Below are 16,934 nucleotides of genomic sequence, written 5' to 3' on the forward strand. Positions count from 1 at the left end.
CTGGTTGGCAAGAGCGTGAAATGACGCCAGGGCTTCCCATAGCAGAGATTAGAGAAAGAACTGAGCGCCCATATCTGTAGGCTGTGGAATAGCAATACGGGCATTGCATGACACTTTATCTGACATTACCATCTGAGTGGCAGTTTAGCAGATGTTTCAGGCCAAACCCAAGTTGAATTGGACCGCTCAGAAGCCGATTACCTACATAACAAATATTGGCCGCAATCTTATGCTGTGGGCGGAATATACGACCGCTGTTATCCAGATTGGCTGTTAACTTATTTATTTTCCCATAATAACCTATAACAGGGCTGCCTGAGGCATTGGCTAGCATCTGTGCATTGGAAAAACAGCTTCCATTTGCACTATAGCAACTTATAAAGTTTATTGCCTCATGAGAGTTGCTAATATGGCGGATTGATTTGAAAAGTGATGATGACTGACTTGCACCGGAACCGTACCGATTTTCATGTTGAACAACAAAAGGAGCACCATGTTTACAAATCGAAATAGGCATGGATTATTACCTGAGATTGATTTCAAATTAACAATAATGATGACACTTTTGGGTATTAAAAATCTTTCAAATAACGCTCATTTGATTTTTTGTCCACATTGACTAAGCCTGGAAAGACACGGGGTTGAGATATTTTTGCTACCCGTCGGCGGTGTATCGCAGTTGTGATGTTACGTTCTTACAAGACTGACATCTGCATATCATAACCTTTATTCATTACCACCTGGTGAGTAAGTAAAAACTATTGAGCAAATATTTACTTCCGGGTAATGGGACTGGATTCACACGGCATTACCTCGGTGCCCCAGTCGGGCAGAACATTGCAGCTTAGAAAGGAAGCTTTGGCGTTTATTGTCTGTGGCCAGAAAAAGTTCCCGTGAGCTGAATATGCTGAATGTGAACTGATTCTTGATGGCCTATGCCGACAAGTTATAAGAGATTGATTTTTATAGTGTGTTTAATTTTACAATTACATAAAAATTCTGATAGTATACCCCCCTATAGTATATGGAGGTCGAATGCCGCATTCACCTGAAGATAAAAAACGTATCCTTACCCGTGTTCGTCGCATACGCGGGCAGGTCGAAGCGCTGGAGCGGGCGCTTGAGTCTGGCGAACCTTGTCTGGCGATTCTGCAACAGATTGCCGCCGTGCGCGGCGCGTCTAATGGCCTGATGAGTGAAATGGTTGAGATCCATCTGAAAGATGAGCTGGTCAGCGGGGAGACTACGCCAGATCAGCGCGCGGTTCGGATGGCGGAAATCGGCCATCTCCTTCGCGCTTATCTAAAATAACAATTTCCCTCACCGTAACAGGAAGAGATATATGAAATCACGTGCAGCAGTTGCTTTTGGTCCCGGTCAGCCGCTAAAAATTGTCGAGATTGACGTTGCGCCGCCGAAAAAAGGCGAAGTTCTGGTCAAAATCACCCATACCGGCGTTTGCCATACCGATGCTTTTACCCTTTCCGGCGATGATCCGGAAGGCGTATTCCCGGCAGTCCTGGGGCACGAAGGCGGCGGCGTGGTAGTCGAGGTCGGCGAGGGGGTAACCAGCCTGAAACCCGGCGACCATGTTATTCCACTGTACACGGCGGAATGCGGCGAGTGTAAGTTCTGTAAGTCCGGTAAAACTAACCTTTGTCAGGCCGTACGCGCCACTCAGGGAAAAGGGCTGATGCCGGATGGCACTACCCGCTTTTCTTATAACGGCGAACCCGTTTATCACTATATGGGAACCAGCACGTTCAGCGAATATACCGTTTGCGCGGAAATTTCTCTGGCGAAAGTGAACCCGCAGGCGCCGCTGGATAAAGTGTGTCTGTTGGGCTGTGGCGTGACGACGGGTATTGGCGCCGTCCATAACACCGCTAAAGTGAAAGCGGGCGACACCGTTGCCGTTTTTGGTTTAGGCGGTATTGGGCTGGCGGTTATTCAGGGCGCGGTTCAGGCTAAAGCCGGGCGTATTTTAGCTGTCGACACGAATCCGGAAAAATTTACGCTGGCGGGCGAAATGGGGGCCACGGACTTTATTAATCCGAATGATTACGACAAACCGATCCAGGACGTTATTGTTGAGCTTACTGATGGCGGCGTAGATTTCAGTTTTGAATGTATCGGCAACGTTAACGTGATGCGAGCAGCGCTGGAATGTTGTCATAAAGGCTGGGGCGAAAGCATTATTATTGGCGTAGCGGGAGCAGGGCAGGAAATCAAAACCCGTCCCTTCCAGCTAGTGACCGGTCGCGTCTGGCGTGGCTCCGCTTTTGGCGGCGTGAAAGGGCGCACGCAGCTGCCAGGGATGGTAGAAGATGCGATGTACGGTAAAATCCGTTTAGATCCTTTTATTACTCACCGCCTGCCGCTGGAGCAGATTAATGATGCCTTTGAACTGATGCATCAGGGTAAATCCATCCGTACTGTTATCCACTTTGGCGATAACTGATTCATCCGCCAGCGGATTTTCCGCTGGCGCTTTTCTGAATTTTCTGGAATGAATGTTGTGAAAATGTGACGAAGGCGATGCTTTTCGCGATAAGCAAACGTCACGAAGTGCCGATGACTATCTAACGGGCGTGTTTTACGCATAAAACTTACAAGAGAGTCGACGGTCATGGGCAACACATTCTCGATGCAAGCCTCGCATAAACTGGGCTTCCTGCATCATATTCGGCTGGTTCCGCTGTTTTCCTCCATTCTCGGTGGCATCCTTCTTCTTTTTGCTTTGAGCGCCGGGCTGGCAGGCTATTTTCTGTTACAGGCCGATCGCGATCAGCGTGATGTCACGGACGAGATTCAGGTACGGATGGGATTATCCAACAGCGCTAACCACTTACGTACCGCACGTATCAATATGATCCACGCTGGCGCGGCGAGCCGGATTGCTGAAATGGATGAAATGAAAGCCAATATTGCCGCTGCGGAAACGCGGATCAAGCAGTCTCAGGACGGCTTTAACGCTTATATGTCCAGAGCGGTGAAAACACCCGCCGATGACGCATTGGATAACGAGTTAAACGCCCGCTACACCGCCTATATCAACGGCCTGCAACCGATGCTGAAATTTGCCAAAAATGGCATGTTCGAAGCGATCATTAATCATGAAAACGAGCAGGCAAAACAACTGGATGCCGCATATAACCATGTCCTGTTGAAAGCGATTGAACTGCGCACCGAGCGGGCGAGACTACTTAGCGAGCAGGCTTACCAACGTACCCGGCTCGGTATGATGTTTATGATTGGCGCATTTACGTTGGCGCTGGTATTGACGTTAATGACCTTCATGGTGCTGCGTCGCACGGTGATACGACCCTTGCAGCAGTCTGCGTCACGTATCGAACGCATTGCGGCGGGCGATCTGACCATGGCTGACGAGCCCACAGGGCGCAGTGAAATTGGTCGCCTGAGTCATCATCTTCAGCAGATGCAGCATGCGTTGCAACAAACGGTAGGGGCGGTGCGTCAGGGGGCGGAGGAAATTTATCGAGGCACCAGCGAAATTACCGCCGGTAATACGGATTTATCTTCTCGTACTGAACAGCAGGCTGCCGCCATTGAACAGACCGCGGCCAGTATGGAACAGTTGACGGCAACCGTTAAGCAGAATGCGGATAATGCGCATCACGCCAGCAAACTGGCGGAAGATGCTTCCGGTAAAGCCAGCCGCGGAGGCCAGATGGTTTCCGGGGTCGTACAAACGATGGGGAATATTTCCACCAGCTCGAAAAAAATCTCGGAAATTACCGCCGTCATTAACAGTATCGCTTTCCAGACCAACATTCTGGCGCTGAACGCGGCGGTCGAGGCGGCACGCGCCGGGGAACAAGGACGCGGTTTTGCGGTGGTCGCCAGTGAGGTTCGTACCCTCGCCAGTCGCAGCGCGCAGGCGGCAAAAGAGATTGAAGGCTTGATCGGCGCATCGGTCAGCCTGATTGAACAAGGCTCTGAAGAGGTTATCGCTGCGGGGAGCACCATGAATGAGATTGTGGATGCCGTCAAACGCGTCACCGATATTATGCTCGACATCGCGGCCGCCTCTGATGAGCAAAGTCGCGGTATTGTTCAGGTCAGTCAGGCGATTTCTGAGATGGACAAGGTTACGCAACAAAACGCGTCGCTGGTCGAAGAGGCGTCCGCGGCGGCGGCTTCGCTTGAAGAACAGGCCGCCCGCTTGACGCAAGCCGTTGATGCGTTTCGTTTACAGGATACTGGCGCGACGATGCGATCATCCTTCCTTTAATAAGCGTCGCGCCAGCGGGCTATTTTAGCCGCGGGCGCGTTTATTCTCCGACAGCCACTATCACAGCGGCATCGATTTACGGATCGCCGCAATCAGCATTTGCGCCCCGGTTGAGAGCGGGATATCAACTCGCGTAAGAATACCTATCGGCTCGCCCGCGCTCTGGGTCGGCACGGGTAATGAGACCAGCGTCGCCTGGCGAAGATCTTCTTTAACCGCGCCAGAGGGGACGAACCAGACGTAATCGTAATCTACGGTCAGTTGTCGTGATAACGATGCGGATAGCGTTTCGATACATCCGGCAGGCATTTTACACCCCTGGCTTTGCAACAGGGCTTCCGCATTCTGGCGCGGTACCGTGCCTTTTGGCGAGACGACTACCGGCCACTCCATAACCCGACTGAGCGTGATCGTCTCCTGTAACAGGGGATGACCGGGGCGTACCACTAATTTAAGCGATTCTAAAAACAGCAGTTCGTAATTTAAACCGCCCATTAATTCCGGGTCTGACATGCGGCCAATACCCAGATCGATCTCGCCTGATTTCAGACCCGCAAGCAACATCGTATTGTTCATGGTCGCGACCTGTAACGAGGTCGATTTTTGCTGTTGATGGAACCGCCCAATAGCCGCCGGGAGTATACCCAGCGCAGCGGTGGGGAGCGCGCCAACACGCACCACATCGGCGCTGGCGTCCTCTTTGCGATTCAGCGCCTGCCCGGCGGTATTCAATGCATCTAATACTTTTACCGCATGAGTCAAAAATTGTTCGCCAGGAACCGTTAATTGCGCGCCCAGTCGCCCGCGTTCGAACAGACGGGTTCCGGTGAGTTGTTCCAGTTCGTTCAGCGTTTTAGAAAGCGCTGGCTGGCTCAGGTTAAGGGTTTCAGCCGCGCGCCCCAGAGTTCCCTGTTGCGCAACGGCGACAAATGTATGAAGGTGGCGCAACCGAATGCGCTGACTAAACAGACCATTTTTTTCCATAAGCGATGTTAAAAACAGAGCCGTGCGGGTGACAAGTAAAGTTGTTTGTTTTTGATAACCTGATAGCAAAATATTATTAACATTTTACCATTTCAAGTTACAATTGTTTTATTTTACTGATGATTCAACTGCCGTTAAGCGTGTTAAGCCGCGATGTGGTCGGGGATATGCCAGCTCATGTCAATCCGTTCTGCATAATGAATTCAGACCGGATCACACTTTATAAATTCTTCTCCCCGGAATGGATGAGGTTTTCTACACTCCAGGTAACATTCACTGGAGGCATGACATTATGGCGAACACCATCACGGCAGATGAGATTCGGGAACACTTTTCGCAGGCAATGTCGGCAATGTACCAGCAGGAAGTTCCGCAGTACGGTACGTTACTGGAACTTGTGGCTGACGTGAATCTGGCGGTGCTGGAAAATAATCCCAAACTGCATGAGCAGTTGGCTAATGCCGATGAACTGGCGCGATTGAACGTGGAACGGCATGGCGCCATTCGTGTTGGCACCGCAGAAGAACTTTCTACCTTGCGTCGGATATTCGCCATCATGGGGATGTACCCAGTAAGTTATTACGATCTCTCTCAGGCGGGCGTGCCTGTGCACTCCACGGCATTTCGTCCCATTGACGAGGCTTCGCTCTCGCGTAATCCCTTTCGCATGTTCACTTCTCTATTACGCCTGGAGCTCATTGAAAACGCGGCATTACGCCAGCGGGCGGCGGAAATCTTATCGCAGCGGGATATTTTTACATCGCGCTGCCGACAATTGCTGGATGAGTACGACGAGCAGGGCGGTTTTAGTGCTGCTCAGGCCGAAGAGTTCGTCCGTGAAACGCTGGAGACTTTTCGCTGGCATCGTCAGGCTACCGTTGATGAAGAAACGTACCGCAGCCTGCATCGTGAGCATCGTTTAATTGCCGACGTGGTCTGTTTCCCGGGATGTCACATTAACCATCTGACGCCGCGTACTCTGGATATCGACCGGGTACAGGCCATGATGCCGGAGTGCGGCATTACGCCTAAAACTCTTATCGAAGGTCCGCCTCGCCGCGAAGTGCCTATTCTGTTGCGGCAAACCAGTTTCAAAGCCCTGGAAGAGCAGGTGCTCTTCGTTGATGAAAAGCAGGGTACGCACACGGCGCGCTTCGGCGAAATTGAGCAACGTGGCGTCGCGCTGACGCCAAAAGGTCGTCGATTATATGACGAGCTGTTGCACAAGGCGGGAACGGGTAAGGATAACTTCACGCATCAACTCCATTTGCGGGAGGTCTTTAACGCCTTTCCGGATAGCGAATTTCTGCTTCGCCAGCAGGGGCTTGCCTGGTTCCGCTATCGCTTAACGCCTTCCGGTGAGGCGCATCGTCAGGCGATCCATCCTGGCGACGATCCGCAGCCGCTTATTGAGCGCGGTTGGGTAATCGCGCAGCCGATTACCTATGAAGATTTTCTTCCGGTCAGCGCAGCCGGCATTTTTCAGTCGAATTTGGGAGATGAAACGCTGGCCAGAAGCCACGGCAATGCCAGCCGCGACGCCTTTGAACAGGCGCTGGGATGTGCTGTACGGGATGAATTTTCGTTATATCAGGAAGCGGAAGAACGCAGTAAACGCCGTTGCGGTCTGCTTTAAAAGCGGTAAGCTTCACAGGCTGTGAGGATACTGTAAAAGGAAGGCGTTATGTTGAATCCCTCCATCCCGCTGGTGGCGACGCGTCACGGTAAAATCGTGGGCGTCGTACAGGAAGAAATCCATATCTGGCGCGGTATACCTTATGCCGCGCCGCCAACAGGGGAGCTACGCTGGCGTGCGCCGCAGCCTGTTACGCCCTGGCAGGATGTTCGCCAGGCGGATTGTTTCTCCTGCGCCAGTTGGCAGGATATTACCTGGTGTCGTGAACTCGGCGGCGGCGATCCGGGAAATTTTTCCGAAGACTGTCTCTATCTGAACGTCTGGGCTCCCGCCGTGCGTCATGAACCGTTGCCGGTCATGGTCTGGCTACACGGCGGCGGTTACACCATTGGCGCGGGGAGTTTGCCGCCCTATGACGGTCAAGCGCTGGCGAAGCGCGGCGCGATCGTGGTGACGGTCAATTATCGGCTTGGCCATCTGGGCTTTTTCGCGCATCCGGCGCTGGAAGGCGAAGGGGCGGAGTGTATTCATAATTTCGCTTTACTCGATCAAATCGCTGCGCTGCGTTGGGTGCAGGACAATATTGCCGCGTTTGGCGGCGATACGCAGAATGTGACGTTATTTGGCGAATCCGCCGGCGCCCGCAGCGTGCTGTCGTTGATGGCTTCGCCGTTGGCGAAGGGGCTTTTTCATAAAGCGATTATTCAGAGTGGTTATACGCTGCCGGATACGCCCCGCGAGGTAGCGCTAAAAAAAGGCGTTGCGCTGGCAGAACATCTTGGCTTAGCCCATGCCACTGCCGAACAGCTACGCGCTTTACCGGCAGAGACGTTTTGGCCGCTGGACGCGCCTTTTAAAATTGCGCCGACGCCGATTTCCGGCGACGTCGTGCTGCCGCATCCGATGCTGGAAACCTTCTTTGCGGCGAAACAGCATCCGATACCGGTGATGATCGGCTCGAATAGCGATGAAGCCAGCGTATTGGCAGTTTTTGGCGTCGATATTGCCGGTCAAATTCAAAAAATGCGCCGTGAGCGGCGTGTTGGCCTGGGGTTAATCCGGCTGCTTTATCCTCGAGTGAAAGGCGACGAAGCGCTAGGGCGGCAGGTCTGTCGGGATATGGTATTTACCACGTTGGGTTATGTCGTCATGCAAGCGCAGCAGCGGATTGGCGAACCGTGCTGGCGTTACTGGTTTGATTATGTCGCCGAAGCGGAGCATAACACCTACGCGAATGGCGCCTGTCATGGCAATGAAATACCGTATGTATTCGATACGTTAACGCGGGCTGAGCCCACATGCCATTATGTGAATGAGAATGACCTGGCCTTTGCCTCGCAGGTGGCGGATTACTGGGTGAATTTCGCTCGTCATGCCAGCCGCACGCGCGACGTGCTGCACGGCCCGGTTCGCTGGCCCGCCAGCATTCGGGGGCGAGATCGTCTGTTGCGGATTGGACTGAACAAACTTGCCGGTTTTAAAGTGGAAAACCGCTTTATGCGTGCGCGTCTGGCGCTGTTTAAACGAGTCATGAAACATCACGTTAGTCTGGAATAAACTTTTCATAACCTGAAGAATGCTGCGTGAGGTTTACATCCGATTAGGTCGGTTCTTATCGACATAAAATATTTACGCTTTTGCACAGTTTCCAGGCGACCAACAATTGGATTATTAATGAATTTTGTCTAGAGTGAGCGGTCAGAAACGGGCACATTCTTGCTGCTGAAAAAACCAGCGCGGGACCATTCACAAGACCAGAAGGACTCATTTTCAGGTATGAATCGTAGACGATTTATTAAAGGTTCAATGGCAATGGCCGCCGTGTGCGGTTCCAGCGGTATTGCTTCCCTCTTTTCTCAGGCGGCGTTTGCCGCGGAATCCGATATTGCGGATGGTAAAATTGTCCGTTTTGATTTTGCTGGTCTGCAATCAATGGCCCAGGCGTTAGCGAAAAAGCCCTGGGGTGGCGCGCCGGGACCCTTGCCGGATACGCTTGCCAATCTGACGCCGCAGGCCTATAACAGCATTCAGTATGACGCGGCGCATTCACTCTGGAACGGTGTTGCCAACCGGCAGCTCGATATTCAGTTTTTCCACGTAGGGATGGGCTTTCGTCGTCGCGTACGCATGTTTTCCGTTGATACGACGACGCATCTTGCTCGCGAGATTCATTTTCGCCCGGAACTGTTTAAATACAACGATGCCGGCGTCGATACGACGCAACTGGAAGGGCAGAGCGATCTCGGTTTCGCCGGTTTCCGTGTCTTTAAAGCGCCGGAACTGGCGCGGCGCGATGTCGTCTCCTTCCTGGGCGCCAGTTATTTCCGGGCGGTAGATGATACTTATCAGTATGGCCTGTCGGCTCGCGGGCTGGCGATAGATACCTATACTGACGGTCAGGAAGAGTTCCCTGACTTCACCGCATTCTGGTTTGACACCGCGAAGCCGGGCGATACTACGTTTACCGTTTACGCTCTGCTGGACAGCGCCAGCGTGACGGGCGCGTATAAATTTGTGATTCATTGCGAAAAATCGCAGGTGATCATGGATGTAGAAAACCATCTCTATGCCCGTAAAGATATTAAGCAACTTGGCATTGCGCCGATGACCAGTATGTTTAGCTGTGGGAATAATGAACGCCGGGTATGCGACACCATTCATCCGCAAATTCACGATTCCGATCGGCTGGCGATGTGGCGGGGTAACGGCGAGTGGATTTGCCGCCCGCTGAATAATCCGCAGAAATTGCAGTTCAATGCATATATGGACGATAACCCAAAAGGGTTCGGCCTGCTGCAACTCGATCGCGATTTCTCGCATTATCAGGATGTGATGGGTTGGTACAACAAACGTCCGAGCCTGTGGGTGGAGCCACGCAGTAAGTGGGGGAAAGGCGCAGTTAGCCTGATGGAGATCCCAACCACTGGCGAAACTCTGGATAATGTGGTCTGTTTCTGGCAGCCGGAAAAAGCGATCAAAGCCGGGGATACGCTGGCGTTTAATTATCGTTTGTACTGGAGCGCGCAGCCGCCGGTACAATCGCCGCTTGCGCGGGTCATGGCGACCCGTACAGGGATGGGCGGCTTTCCCGAAGGTTGGGCGCCGGGCGAACATTACCCGGATAAATGGGCGCGCCGTTTTGCTATTGATTTTGTCGGCGGCGATCTGAAAGCGGCCGCGCCAAAAGGCATTGAGCCGGTAATTACGCTCTCCAGCGGTGAGGCGAAGCAGATTGAGATCCTCTACGTTGAGCCTTTCGACGGTTATCGTATCCAGTTTGACTGGTATCCGACCTCGGATTCTACGGCACCGGTGGATATGCGTATGTTCCTGCGCTGCCAGGGGGAGGCTATCAGCGAAACCTGGCTGTATCAGTATTTCCCGCCCGCGCCGGATAAGCGCCGTTATGTCGACGATCGTATCATGCGTTAGTCAGTTTGCCTTCTGTACCGCCACAAAGGCGGTACAGGTTGCAGAAATGGCCCTGACATAAACCCATTCGTGAGCCGCTGTTTTTGTGACACGGCCTTTCCATCGTTCTATTTTTGCAACAGTCCTTCCTGTTTATCCCTCTCGATCCTGCGGACAGGGAACATTAAGATAACTTCACCTTATTTAAGATATAAAGTGAATATAATGAAAAAGAGTTTTCTTGGTGCTGTCCTGTCTCTGGGTTTATTAAGTGCTGCTCATGCAGATGTATATAAATTTGATAATACGCATACCAATGCGGTATTTAATATCGATCATTTCCAGACCTCAACCAATCATGGCGGGTTTTATGCTATTAGCGGCGAACTGAAATATCAGCCGGAAAAGCAAGATGCAGAGATGCGCGTGACGATTCCCGTGAGCGCCTTAAATACCGGCGTGGATGCGTTTGATAACCATATCCGCAGTAGCGATATTCTGGATGCGGAAAAATATCCAGAAATGGTATTTAAATCAACAAAATGGCATTTTGAAGATAATAAACCGGTTTCTATTGACGGTTTGCTAACAATGAAGGGAGTAACTAAGCCCGTTACCTTAACCACCACCAGGTTTGGCTGTTATATGAGCCCGATATTCAAGGCGCAGGTTTGCGGTGGTGATTTTGTCACGCAAATAGATCGCACCCAGTGGGGGATAGATTATCTGGTCGATATGGGGATGACGAAAGTTGTCGATATAAAAATCCAGGCAGAAGCGGTTAAGCAATAAAGGGAATAATGATGAAAACTCATCACCTCATTCGGGTAGTAGCCTCGCTGGCGATGTTGGCAACGTCAGGCCTGGCTTATGCAGAAGAGTACAAAGCCAGTACGGACGAAAAAGCAATACAAATGACGAACGTAGCCTCTCTGGAAGCGCGCGTTCAAGCCAGAATGGAGAAAGGGGCATTTGGTTATATTCGCGGTGGAGCCGAAGATGAGAATAACCTTCGCAGCAATACCGAAAGCTTTGACAAAAAATATATTATGCCGCGCGTATTACAGGGCATTGAGTTAAAAGAGATCGATTTATCAACGCAGCTACTGGGTATTCCGCTTAAAACGCCTATAATCCAGGCACCGATGGCGGCGCAGGGCCTGGCCCACGCCTCCGGAGAGTTGGCGACGGCGAAAGGCATGGCGCAGGTCGGTTCGATTTTCTCGTTGAGCACCTATGGCAACAAGACCATCGAAGAGGTGGCTAACGTTTCCGGGAAAAATCCGTTCTTCTTCCAGCTTTATATGAGCAAGAATAATCAATTTAACGAATTTATTCTTGCACAAGCGGTAAAACATGGCGCTAAAGCGATTATTCTGACCGTAGATTCGCCTGTCGGCGGTTATCGGGAAGAAGATATTAAAAATAACTTCCAGTTCCCGCTGGGTTTTGCAAACCTGGAAATGTTCGCCAGAACAAATGACGATGGTTCAAAAACTGGCAAAGGAGCAGGGATAAGTGAAATTTACGCGCAGGCTAAACAAGCCTTTACGCCGGAGGATATTGCCTATGTACATCGTATTTCCGGTCTGCCGGTTATCGTAAAAGGCATTCAGTCGCCGGAGGATGCTGAAATTGCTATCCAGGCCGGGGCCGAAGGAATATGGGTTTCTAACCATGGCGGCCGTCAATTAGACAGCGGGCCGTCCTCATTCGATATGCTTCCTGCGATTGCAAAAGTCGTCAATAAGCGAGTGCCTGTTATTTTTGACAGTGGAGTACGCCGTGGTTCGCACGTATTCAAAGCGTTAGCCAGCGGAGCGGATATTGTGGCGGTTGGCCGGCCTGTATTATACGGTCTTAATCTTGGCGGCGCTCAGGGTGTGGCGTCAGTGATTGAACAGCTAAACAAAGAGCTGACAATTAACATGATGTTGGGTGGCGCCAGAAATATTGAACAAGTGAAAACGACACGCTTGTTAACTGAAAAAGATCTGCCCCAGTAATATAAAGGTCGGGTACTATACTCGACCTTTTCCTGTATGATTTCCCTCAACAACGCTTTCGGTAGAAAATGACGCGCTCTGTTTCCTCAAATCCTAACGCCTGGTGAACTTTCTGGGAAATTGTATTTTCCGGCGTGGTATCGGAGGCCATTTCCCGACACCCTTTATTCGTTCCCCATCGTTGCACCGCTGCAATCAATTGTTTCGCTACGCCGCGTTGACGGAATGAGGGGAGAACAAAAATACCTTCAAGGAAAACCACGGGCGAACTGTCACAGCCATTGACATAATCGTGGCGGATTGAGGCATCCGCAAAGCCAATCGCCACCCCGTCTGCCATCGCAATAAATGATGCCAGATGATCGGCTTGCAGAATTTCTTCGCCGTCCGCCAGATGGGCGTCGTCCGGGTGACCAGGCCAGAGCTGTTTTCGCAATCCGCGCCAGTGCTCCAGATGGGTTTTGTTCATTTGCCTGATGTCCATTAACGCGCTCCTGATGAGGGGTCTGACATGATGAGACGGCATCCCGCTTGCTGATAACGTCGGGCGATAGCAGACGGGAGCGCACTGTCGCTAAGAATGGTAGTAATACAGGACAGCGTCGCCACCGCATGGGGTTCTACAGTATCAAACTTTGAGTGATCGGCCATCAATATGACCTCGCGTGAGCGCTGAATAATGCGCGTTTTAACGCCCACTTCAAACATGGTAGCGTTGGTGATACCCGTTTCTATCGACAGCGCATCGCAGGAGATAAAGGCGCGTTCAACGGCAAAGGCGTTAATCATCTCCAGCGCCAGACTCTCGCCCACCGAAAAGTAACCGGGGCGGATCAGTCCGCCGATAATGTAACTCTCTACGTGTGGGAAGCCACCCAGTTCATTAGCGATTTTGATGTCATTGCAAATGACTTTTACTTTGGCGTCGACCAGACATTTTGCCAGTTCCAGACAGGTGGAGCCGGAGTCGAGAAAAAAGCAGTCTCCATCCTTGATGAACGTGCGGGCGAGGGCGCCGATTTCGCGTTTCGCCTCACTTTGTAACGTTCGCTTAACGTCGAAAACATATTCTTTATCTTCCGTACTGTCGTCGAAGTCAATACAACCATGGCCGCGAACCATACCGGGATAACGGCTGGCAATATAGTGAAAATCCCGGCGCACGGTTGCCTCTGCATAGCCAAAAAGCTCAATAGCTTGCTGTGTTGAGAGGTGCCTGTGTTGCCAAAGGTAATGCAACATCTGTTTGATACGGTCAGGCCGCTGTTGGCTCATCAGCATATGACTCCTTTATAGCGCGGTGAATTGTGACAACGTCACATCATAGTTCGCCGTCGTGAATAACGCCCGGCCAATCACTAGATGCTGTGCACCTGCGGCGGCAAGCAGCCGTGCGGCGCGAAGTGTAATACCGCCGTCCGCCCAGCATTCCGCAGCAGGGAAATGCTCTCTGCTTTGGCTCACTTTTTCACACATCGCGGCGATAAATTGCTGCCCGCGCCCGTCGGGTTCGCTGGTCATGATCATCAGCGCATCCAGTTGCAATGCCAGATAACGATAGGGCAATAGCGGTGTTGCCGGGTTAAGCGCCAGTCCTGCTTTCGCCCCGATAGCGCGAATATCCGCCAGAATCTCCGAGGGGTTTTGCACGCTTTCGGCATGAATGAAAATCCAGCCGGGGCGGATAGCTGCAAGCCAGGGTAGCCAGCGTTGCGGTGATGAGACCATCAGGTGAAATGAGAGCGGATGGCGAGTGTGTTGTGCGACTGCCTGAATGGTTTTCATACCGAAGGTAATATTGTTGATGAAACTGGTATCTTCGATATCCAGATGCAGCGAGCCGAGAGGCGCATCGTGTAAAGCGGTCAACGCCTCGGCATAGCGCAGCGGATCGGCGGAGGCCAGTGAAGGGTGCAGGATCATCGGAACCTCCATCAGCGCAATGCGGTTAATTGCGCGAAAAGCGCGGCATCATTTGGCGCATCTTGCAACATCGCGACGCTTTCCGGCGAGTCGAGCCACTGGCTGATGCGTTGAATGGTGCGAATATGTGCTTCGGCATCCGTGGCGCTGGCGCAAAGCAACAGCCAGATGGGATCGCAATCCGTATTGCCGAAAGCGACCGGCGTTGCTAACGTAGTGACGCTGATTTGATTATGGTTAGCGCCTTGCTCCGGTCTGGCATGGGGCAGCGCAATCCCCGGCGCGATAAGATAATATGGCCCCCATTTAAGGGTGTTCTCAATAATACCGTCCAGGTAGCAGGGGGCCGCCGCGCCGAAGGTAATCAGCGGACGAACGGCGATATCCAGCGCGTGTCGCCAGTCGCTGGCATGGCGTTGCGCCTGAACCCACTTAACATCATTAATCATCGATCGTTGACTCCTTGCCGGTTCGGGTTACTCTGAAACCGATCCCCGGCGTGTCTTTTGGCGAAGGCGACGGAGATCGGCAGAAGAGTTATCGCTCTCTGCAGGGGATAAGCGTTTTGCTTATCCCCATTTTATTGTCGGATATGGCGTACTTTCTCCATAAACTTCGCCACGCGCGCCTGGTCGACAAAGTTGGCGAAGACGCCGTCTTTTTTAAACGTGGTTGCCGTTACGCATCCGTCGGCAATGCAGAGCTGCTCCTCGACGTTTTCCAGACACACCCCGGTATTCGCCAGCACGACCGTGTCGGGGACGGTCTCTTTTACCCGCTTCAGTATGGCGCTATCCGTGCGAGCGCCCGCCGTCAGTCCTGAGACGCACAGGGCATCGGGGTTATTGTTAAATACGGTCGATTTCGCAATTGAACAGACATCCCGGTTTCCCAGATACACCGCCGCTTCCGGAACGATGTTAAACAACGTTTTCACGTGACTTGCGCCGATGCGATGCTGATGGCGAATGGTTTCGCCGACATTCGTATCCCAGACGCCAAAATCGCTGGCGTAAGCGCCGGTGAAAATTTCGCGAATAAATTTTGCGTCGGTCGCCATCGCCAAATCAAACGAGGCCACAGGGTCCCACAACACGTTTACCCCAAACGGTACGCGGATTTCACTCATTAACTGACCGATGATTCTTGCCATCGCGGCGGTCGTTTCCGGTCTGACTTTCGTTAAATAAGGCAGACTAAATTCGTTGGAGAACATCACCGCATCCACGCCGCCATTTTGTAGCGCCATTAAATCGTCATGGGCGCGGTCAATTACCCAGTTCATGCCTTTCCTGGTATCGAACCCGGGATCGCCCGGCAACGCCCGTAAATGGCACATGGCGATAACGGCTTTTTCTGTTCCTATTACCTCTTTTAGCCAACTCATTCTGGGTTGCTCCTTATTCCGGTAGTTCACGTTTACGTAAGACAAGTATGATGCTGGCGACAATGCCGACCACAATAACCACGCCAATCATGCCCAGCGACATCAATTCAGATATTGACCAGCCAAACATATTTCCCACCGACAGCGCGGTAATTTGCGCGTTTTCAGCGGCGAAGCTAAAGCCGCCTTTGAGCGCCATATCGGTAAAGTACGGTGCGAACTGGGTGGCGATCAGCAAAACGGTAATCATGACAATGATGCCGCTGAGCAGAGTACGAATCAGATCGCCGCGATGAATAACCGTGGCCATGCAGATAAAAAACGGCGCAACCGGTAAATCAGCCAGCGGCAGGACTTTATTGCCCGGCAGTATGCTCGCCAGAATTAACATGATGGGAATTAACAGCAGTCCAACCGCGATGGTGGTCGGGTGGCCTAACGTCACTGCGGTATCCAGACCGATAAAGACTTCGCGCCCTTTAAAGTGTTTCTGGAAGAACTTACGCGCGCCGTCGGAAATGGGCATTAATCCCTCAACGATAAGGCGAATCATGCGCGGAAACAGCACCATAATCGCCGCCACGGTAATCATTAAGGTTGCGCACCCTTTAAAGCCTTCGCCTGCGGCAAGTCCGAAGATCAGCCCGAGAACAACGCCAATGATCACCGGGTCGCCAACCATCCCATACCGTTTTTGGATCTCCTGAGCATCAATATTGCGTCCTTTCATAAACGGTATTTTTTCGTATATCGCATCCAGCAATACGAACAACGGCACGGAACTGGAGCCATACCCTTGCGGAATAGAAATCCCTTCCAGACCCACAATGTTCTGTACTCGTTTCGCCGTCCAGTCGGCCATTTTCAACGACAAGGCGGCGTGGCAAATCGCGCCCAGTACGCCATAAATCAGACTGCCGGTCATCAACTGGACGACCGTTCCGGTAATGGCGTAGTGCCAGTAGTTATAAATATCAACGTTCATGGTTTTGGTCAGACGAGTCACCAGCATACCGACGTTGAGCAGAAAGATAACGGGAATGATCATCGCGCCGATGGCCGTCGCATAGCCGACGCCGGATGCGGGCCCGGCGCCGACGTCAAACACATGCAGCGTCAGGCCAAAACGCTCAATCATCACTTTAATCGGCGGACTGAGATTGTCGATCGCCATGACGATCACCAACCCCATGCCGACAAAACCGATGCCGACCGTCACCCCGGCTTTCACCGCCTGCAGCCAGGGAATACGAAAGATTAAGCCGATGATAATCATAATGATGGGCACAAAAACGGTGCCGCCGAGAGACAGGATGTAATCAAACATAATGC

16 protein-coding genes are annotated in these 16,934 nt (G+C 52.0%); 8 read left to right on the forward strand and 8 right to left on the reverse strand.

All coding sequences use genetic code 11. The features are described 5' to 3' along the window. Positions 1 to 115: 115 nt before the first annotated feature. A complete protein-coding gene (locus QEN32_RS10845) occupies positions 116 to 517 on the reverse strand; it encodes an effector protein (protein WP_133322700.1) in 402 nt (133 codons plus the stop codon). A gap of 518 nt (positions 518 to 1,035) precedes the next feature. Here QEN32_RS10845 and QEN32_RS10850 point away from each other — a divergent pair. From QEN32_RS10850 to QEN32_RS10860, 3 genes are all read left to right on the forward strand, one after another. Next, positions 1,036 to 1,311, forward strand: coding sequence for a metal/formaldehyde-sensitive transcriptional repressor (locus QEN32_RS10850; RefSeq protein ID WP_001120770.1), 276 nt, complete (start codon positions 1,036 to 1,038; stop codon positions 1,309 to 1,311). A gap of 31 nt (positions 1,312 to 1,342) precedes the next feature. Continuing rightward, positions 1,343 to 2,461: an S-(hydroxymethyl)glutathione dehydrogenase/class III alcohol dehydrogenase gene (locus QEN32_RS10855; protein ID WP_265322099.1), complete on the forward strand. Its 1,119-nt coding sequence runs from the start codon at positions 1,343 to 1,345 to the stop codon at positions 2,459 to 2,461. A 168-nt stretch (positions 2,462 to 2,629) separates the two neighbouring features. Next, complete coding sequence (locus QEN32_RS10860; protein WP_020898789.1) at positions 2,630 to 4,255, forward strand: methyl-accepting chemotaxis protein; 1,626 nt, start codon at positions 2,630 to 2,632, stop codon at positions 4,253 to 4,255. Between the two features lie 60 nt (positions 4,256 to 4,315). Here the strand turns inward: QEN32_RS10860 and QEN32_RS10865 are convergent, their stop codons facing one another. Then, positions 4,316 to 5,239: a LysR substrate-binding domain-containing protein gene (locus QEN32_RS10865; protein ID WP_000414259.1), complete on the reverse strand. Its 924-nt coding sequence runs from the start codon at positions 5,237 to 5,239 to the stop codon at positions 4,316 to 4,318. 292 nt (positions 5,240 to 5,531) lie between these two features. Between QEN32_RS10865 and QEN32_RS10870 the strand changes: the two genes are divergently transcribed. The 5 genes from QEN32_RS10870 to QEN32_RS10890 all read left to right on the forward strand — a co-directional run bounded on the left by QEN32_RS10870 (position 5,532) and on the right by QEN32_RS10890 (position 12,292). Continuing rightward, complete coding sequence (locus tag QEN32_RS10870) at positions 5,532 to 6,875, forward strand: VOC family protein (protein WP_023137910.1); 1,344 nt, start codon at positions 5,532 to 5,534, stop codon at positions 6,873 to 6,875. Positions 6,876 to 6,923: 48 nt separating this feature from the next. Beyond that, the gene (locus tag QEN32_RS10875) at positions 6,924 to 8,432 is read left to right on the forward strand and encodes a carboxylesterase/lipase family protein (RefSeq protein WP_080110826.1); all 1,509 of its coding nucleotides are present in this window, start codon (positions 6,924 to 6,926) and stop codon (positions 8,430 to 8,432) included. A 219-nt stretch (positions 8,433 to 8,651) separates the two neighbouring features. Beyond that, complete coding sequence (locus QEN32_RS10880; RefSeq protein ID WP_001081947.1) at positions 8,652 to 10,307, forward strand: glucan biosynthesis protein; 1,656 nt, start codon at positions 8,652 to 8,654, stop codon at positions 10,305 to 10,307. 195 nt (positions 10,308 to 10,502) lie between these two features. Continuing rightward, positions 10,503 to 11,078, forward strand: coding sequence for a YceI family protein (locus tag QEN32_RS10885; RefSeq protein WP_265322100.1), 576 nt, complete (start codon positions 10,503 to 10,505; stop codon positions 11,076 to 11,078). An 11-nt stretch (positions 11,079 to 11,089) separates the two neighbouring features. Next, a complete protein-coding gene (locus tag QEN32_RS10890) occupies positions 11,090 to 12,292 on the forward strand; it encodes a lactate oxidase (RefSeq protein WP_265322173.1) in 1,203 nt (400 codons plus the stop codon). Between the two features lie 46 nt (positions 12,293 to 12,338). On the opposite strand, the gene aac(6') is transcribed toward QEN32_RS10890, so the two are convergent. From aac(6') to sgcC, 6 genes are all read right to left on the reverse strand, one after another. Continuing rightward, the gene (gene aac(6') / locus QEN32_RS10895) at positions 12,339 to 12,776 is read right to left on the reverse strand and encodes a cryptic aminoglycoside N-acetyltransferase AAC(6')-Iy/Iaa (protein WP_000354854.1); all 438 of its coding nucleotides are present in this window, start codon (positions 12,774 to 12,776) and stop codon (positions 12,339 to 12,341) included. Further along, a complete protein-coding gene (locus tag QEN32_RS10900; RefSeq protein WP_265322174.1) occupies positions 12,776 to 13,567 on the reverse strand; it encodes a DeoR/GlpR family DNA-binding transcription regulator in 792 nt (263 codons plus the stop codon). The genes aac(6') and QEN32_RS10900 overlap by 1 nt, the downstream gene beginning before the upstream one ends. A 15-nt stretch (positions 13,568 to 13,582) precedes the next feature. After that, positions 13,583 to 14,215, reverse strand: a complete 633-nt coding sequence (locus QEN32_RS10905) for a ribulose-phosphate 3 epimerase family protein (RefSeq protein ID WP_000600602.1) — start codon at positions 14,213 to 14,215, stop codon at positions 13,583 to 13,585. 11 nt (positions 14,216 to 14,226) lie between these two features. Continuing rightward, on the reverse strand, positions 14,227 to 14,664 hold the full coding sequence (gene sgcA, locus QEN32_RS10910) for an SgcA family PTS sugar transporter subunit IIA (protein WP_140236040.1): 438 nt from the start codon (positions 14,662 to 14,664) through the stop codon (positions 14,227 to 14,229). A 131-nt stretch (positions 14,665 to 14,795) separates the two neighbouring features. Next, complete coding sequence (gene sgcQ, locus QEN32_RS10915) at positions 14,796 to 15,602, reverse strand: BtpA family protein SgcQ (RefSeq protein WP_000118616.1); 807 nt, start codon at positions 15,600 to 15,602, stop codon at positions 14,796 to 14,798. A gap of 13 nt (positions 15,603 to 15,615) precedes the next feature. Continuing rightward, positions 15,616 to 16,929, reverse strand: coding sequence for a PTS sugar transporter subunit IIC SgcC (sgcC, locus tag QEN32_RS10920; protein WP_265322101.1), 1,314 nt, complete (start codon positions 16,927 to 16,929; stop codon positions 15,616 to 15,618). Positions 16,930 to 16,934 lie beyond the last annotated feature (5 nt).

This window comes from Salmonella sp. SA14318, from assembly GCF_029866905.1.
GTDB classification, from domain to species: domain Bacteria; phylum Pseudomonadota; class Gammaproteobacteria; order Enterobacterales; family Enterobacteriaceae; genus Salmonella; species Salmonella enterica.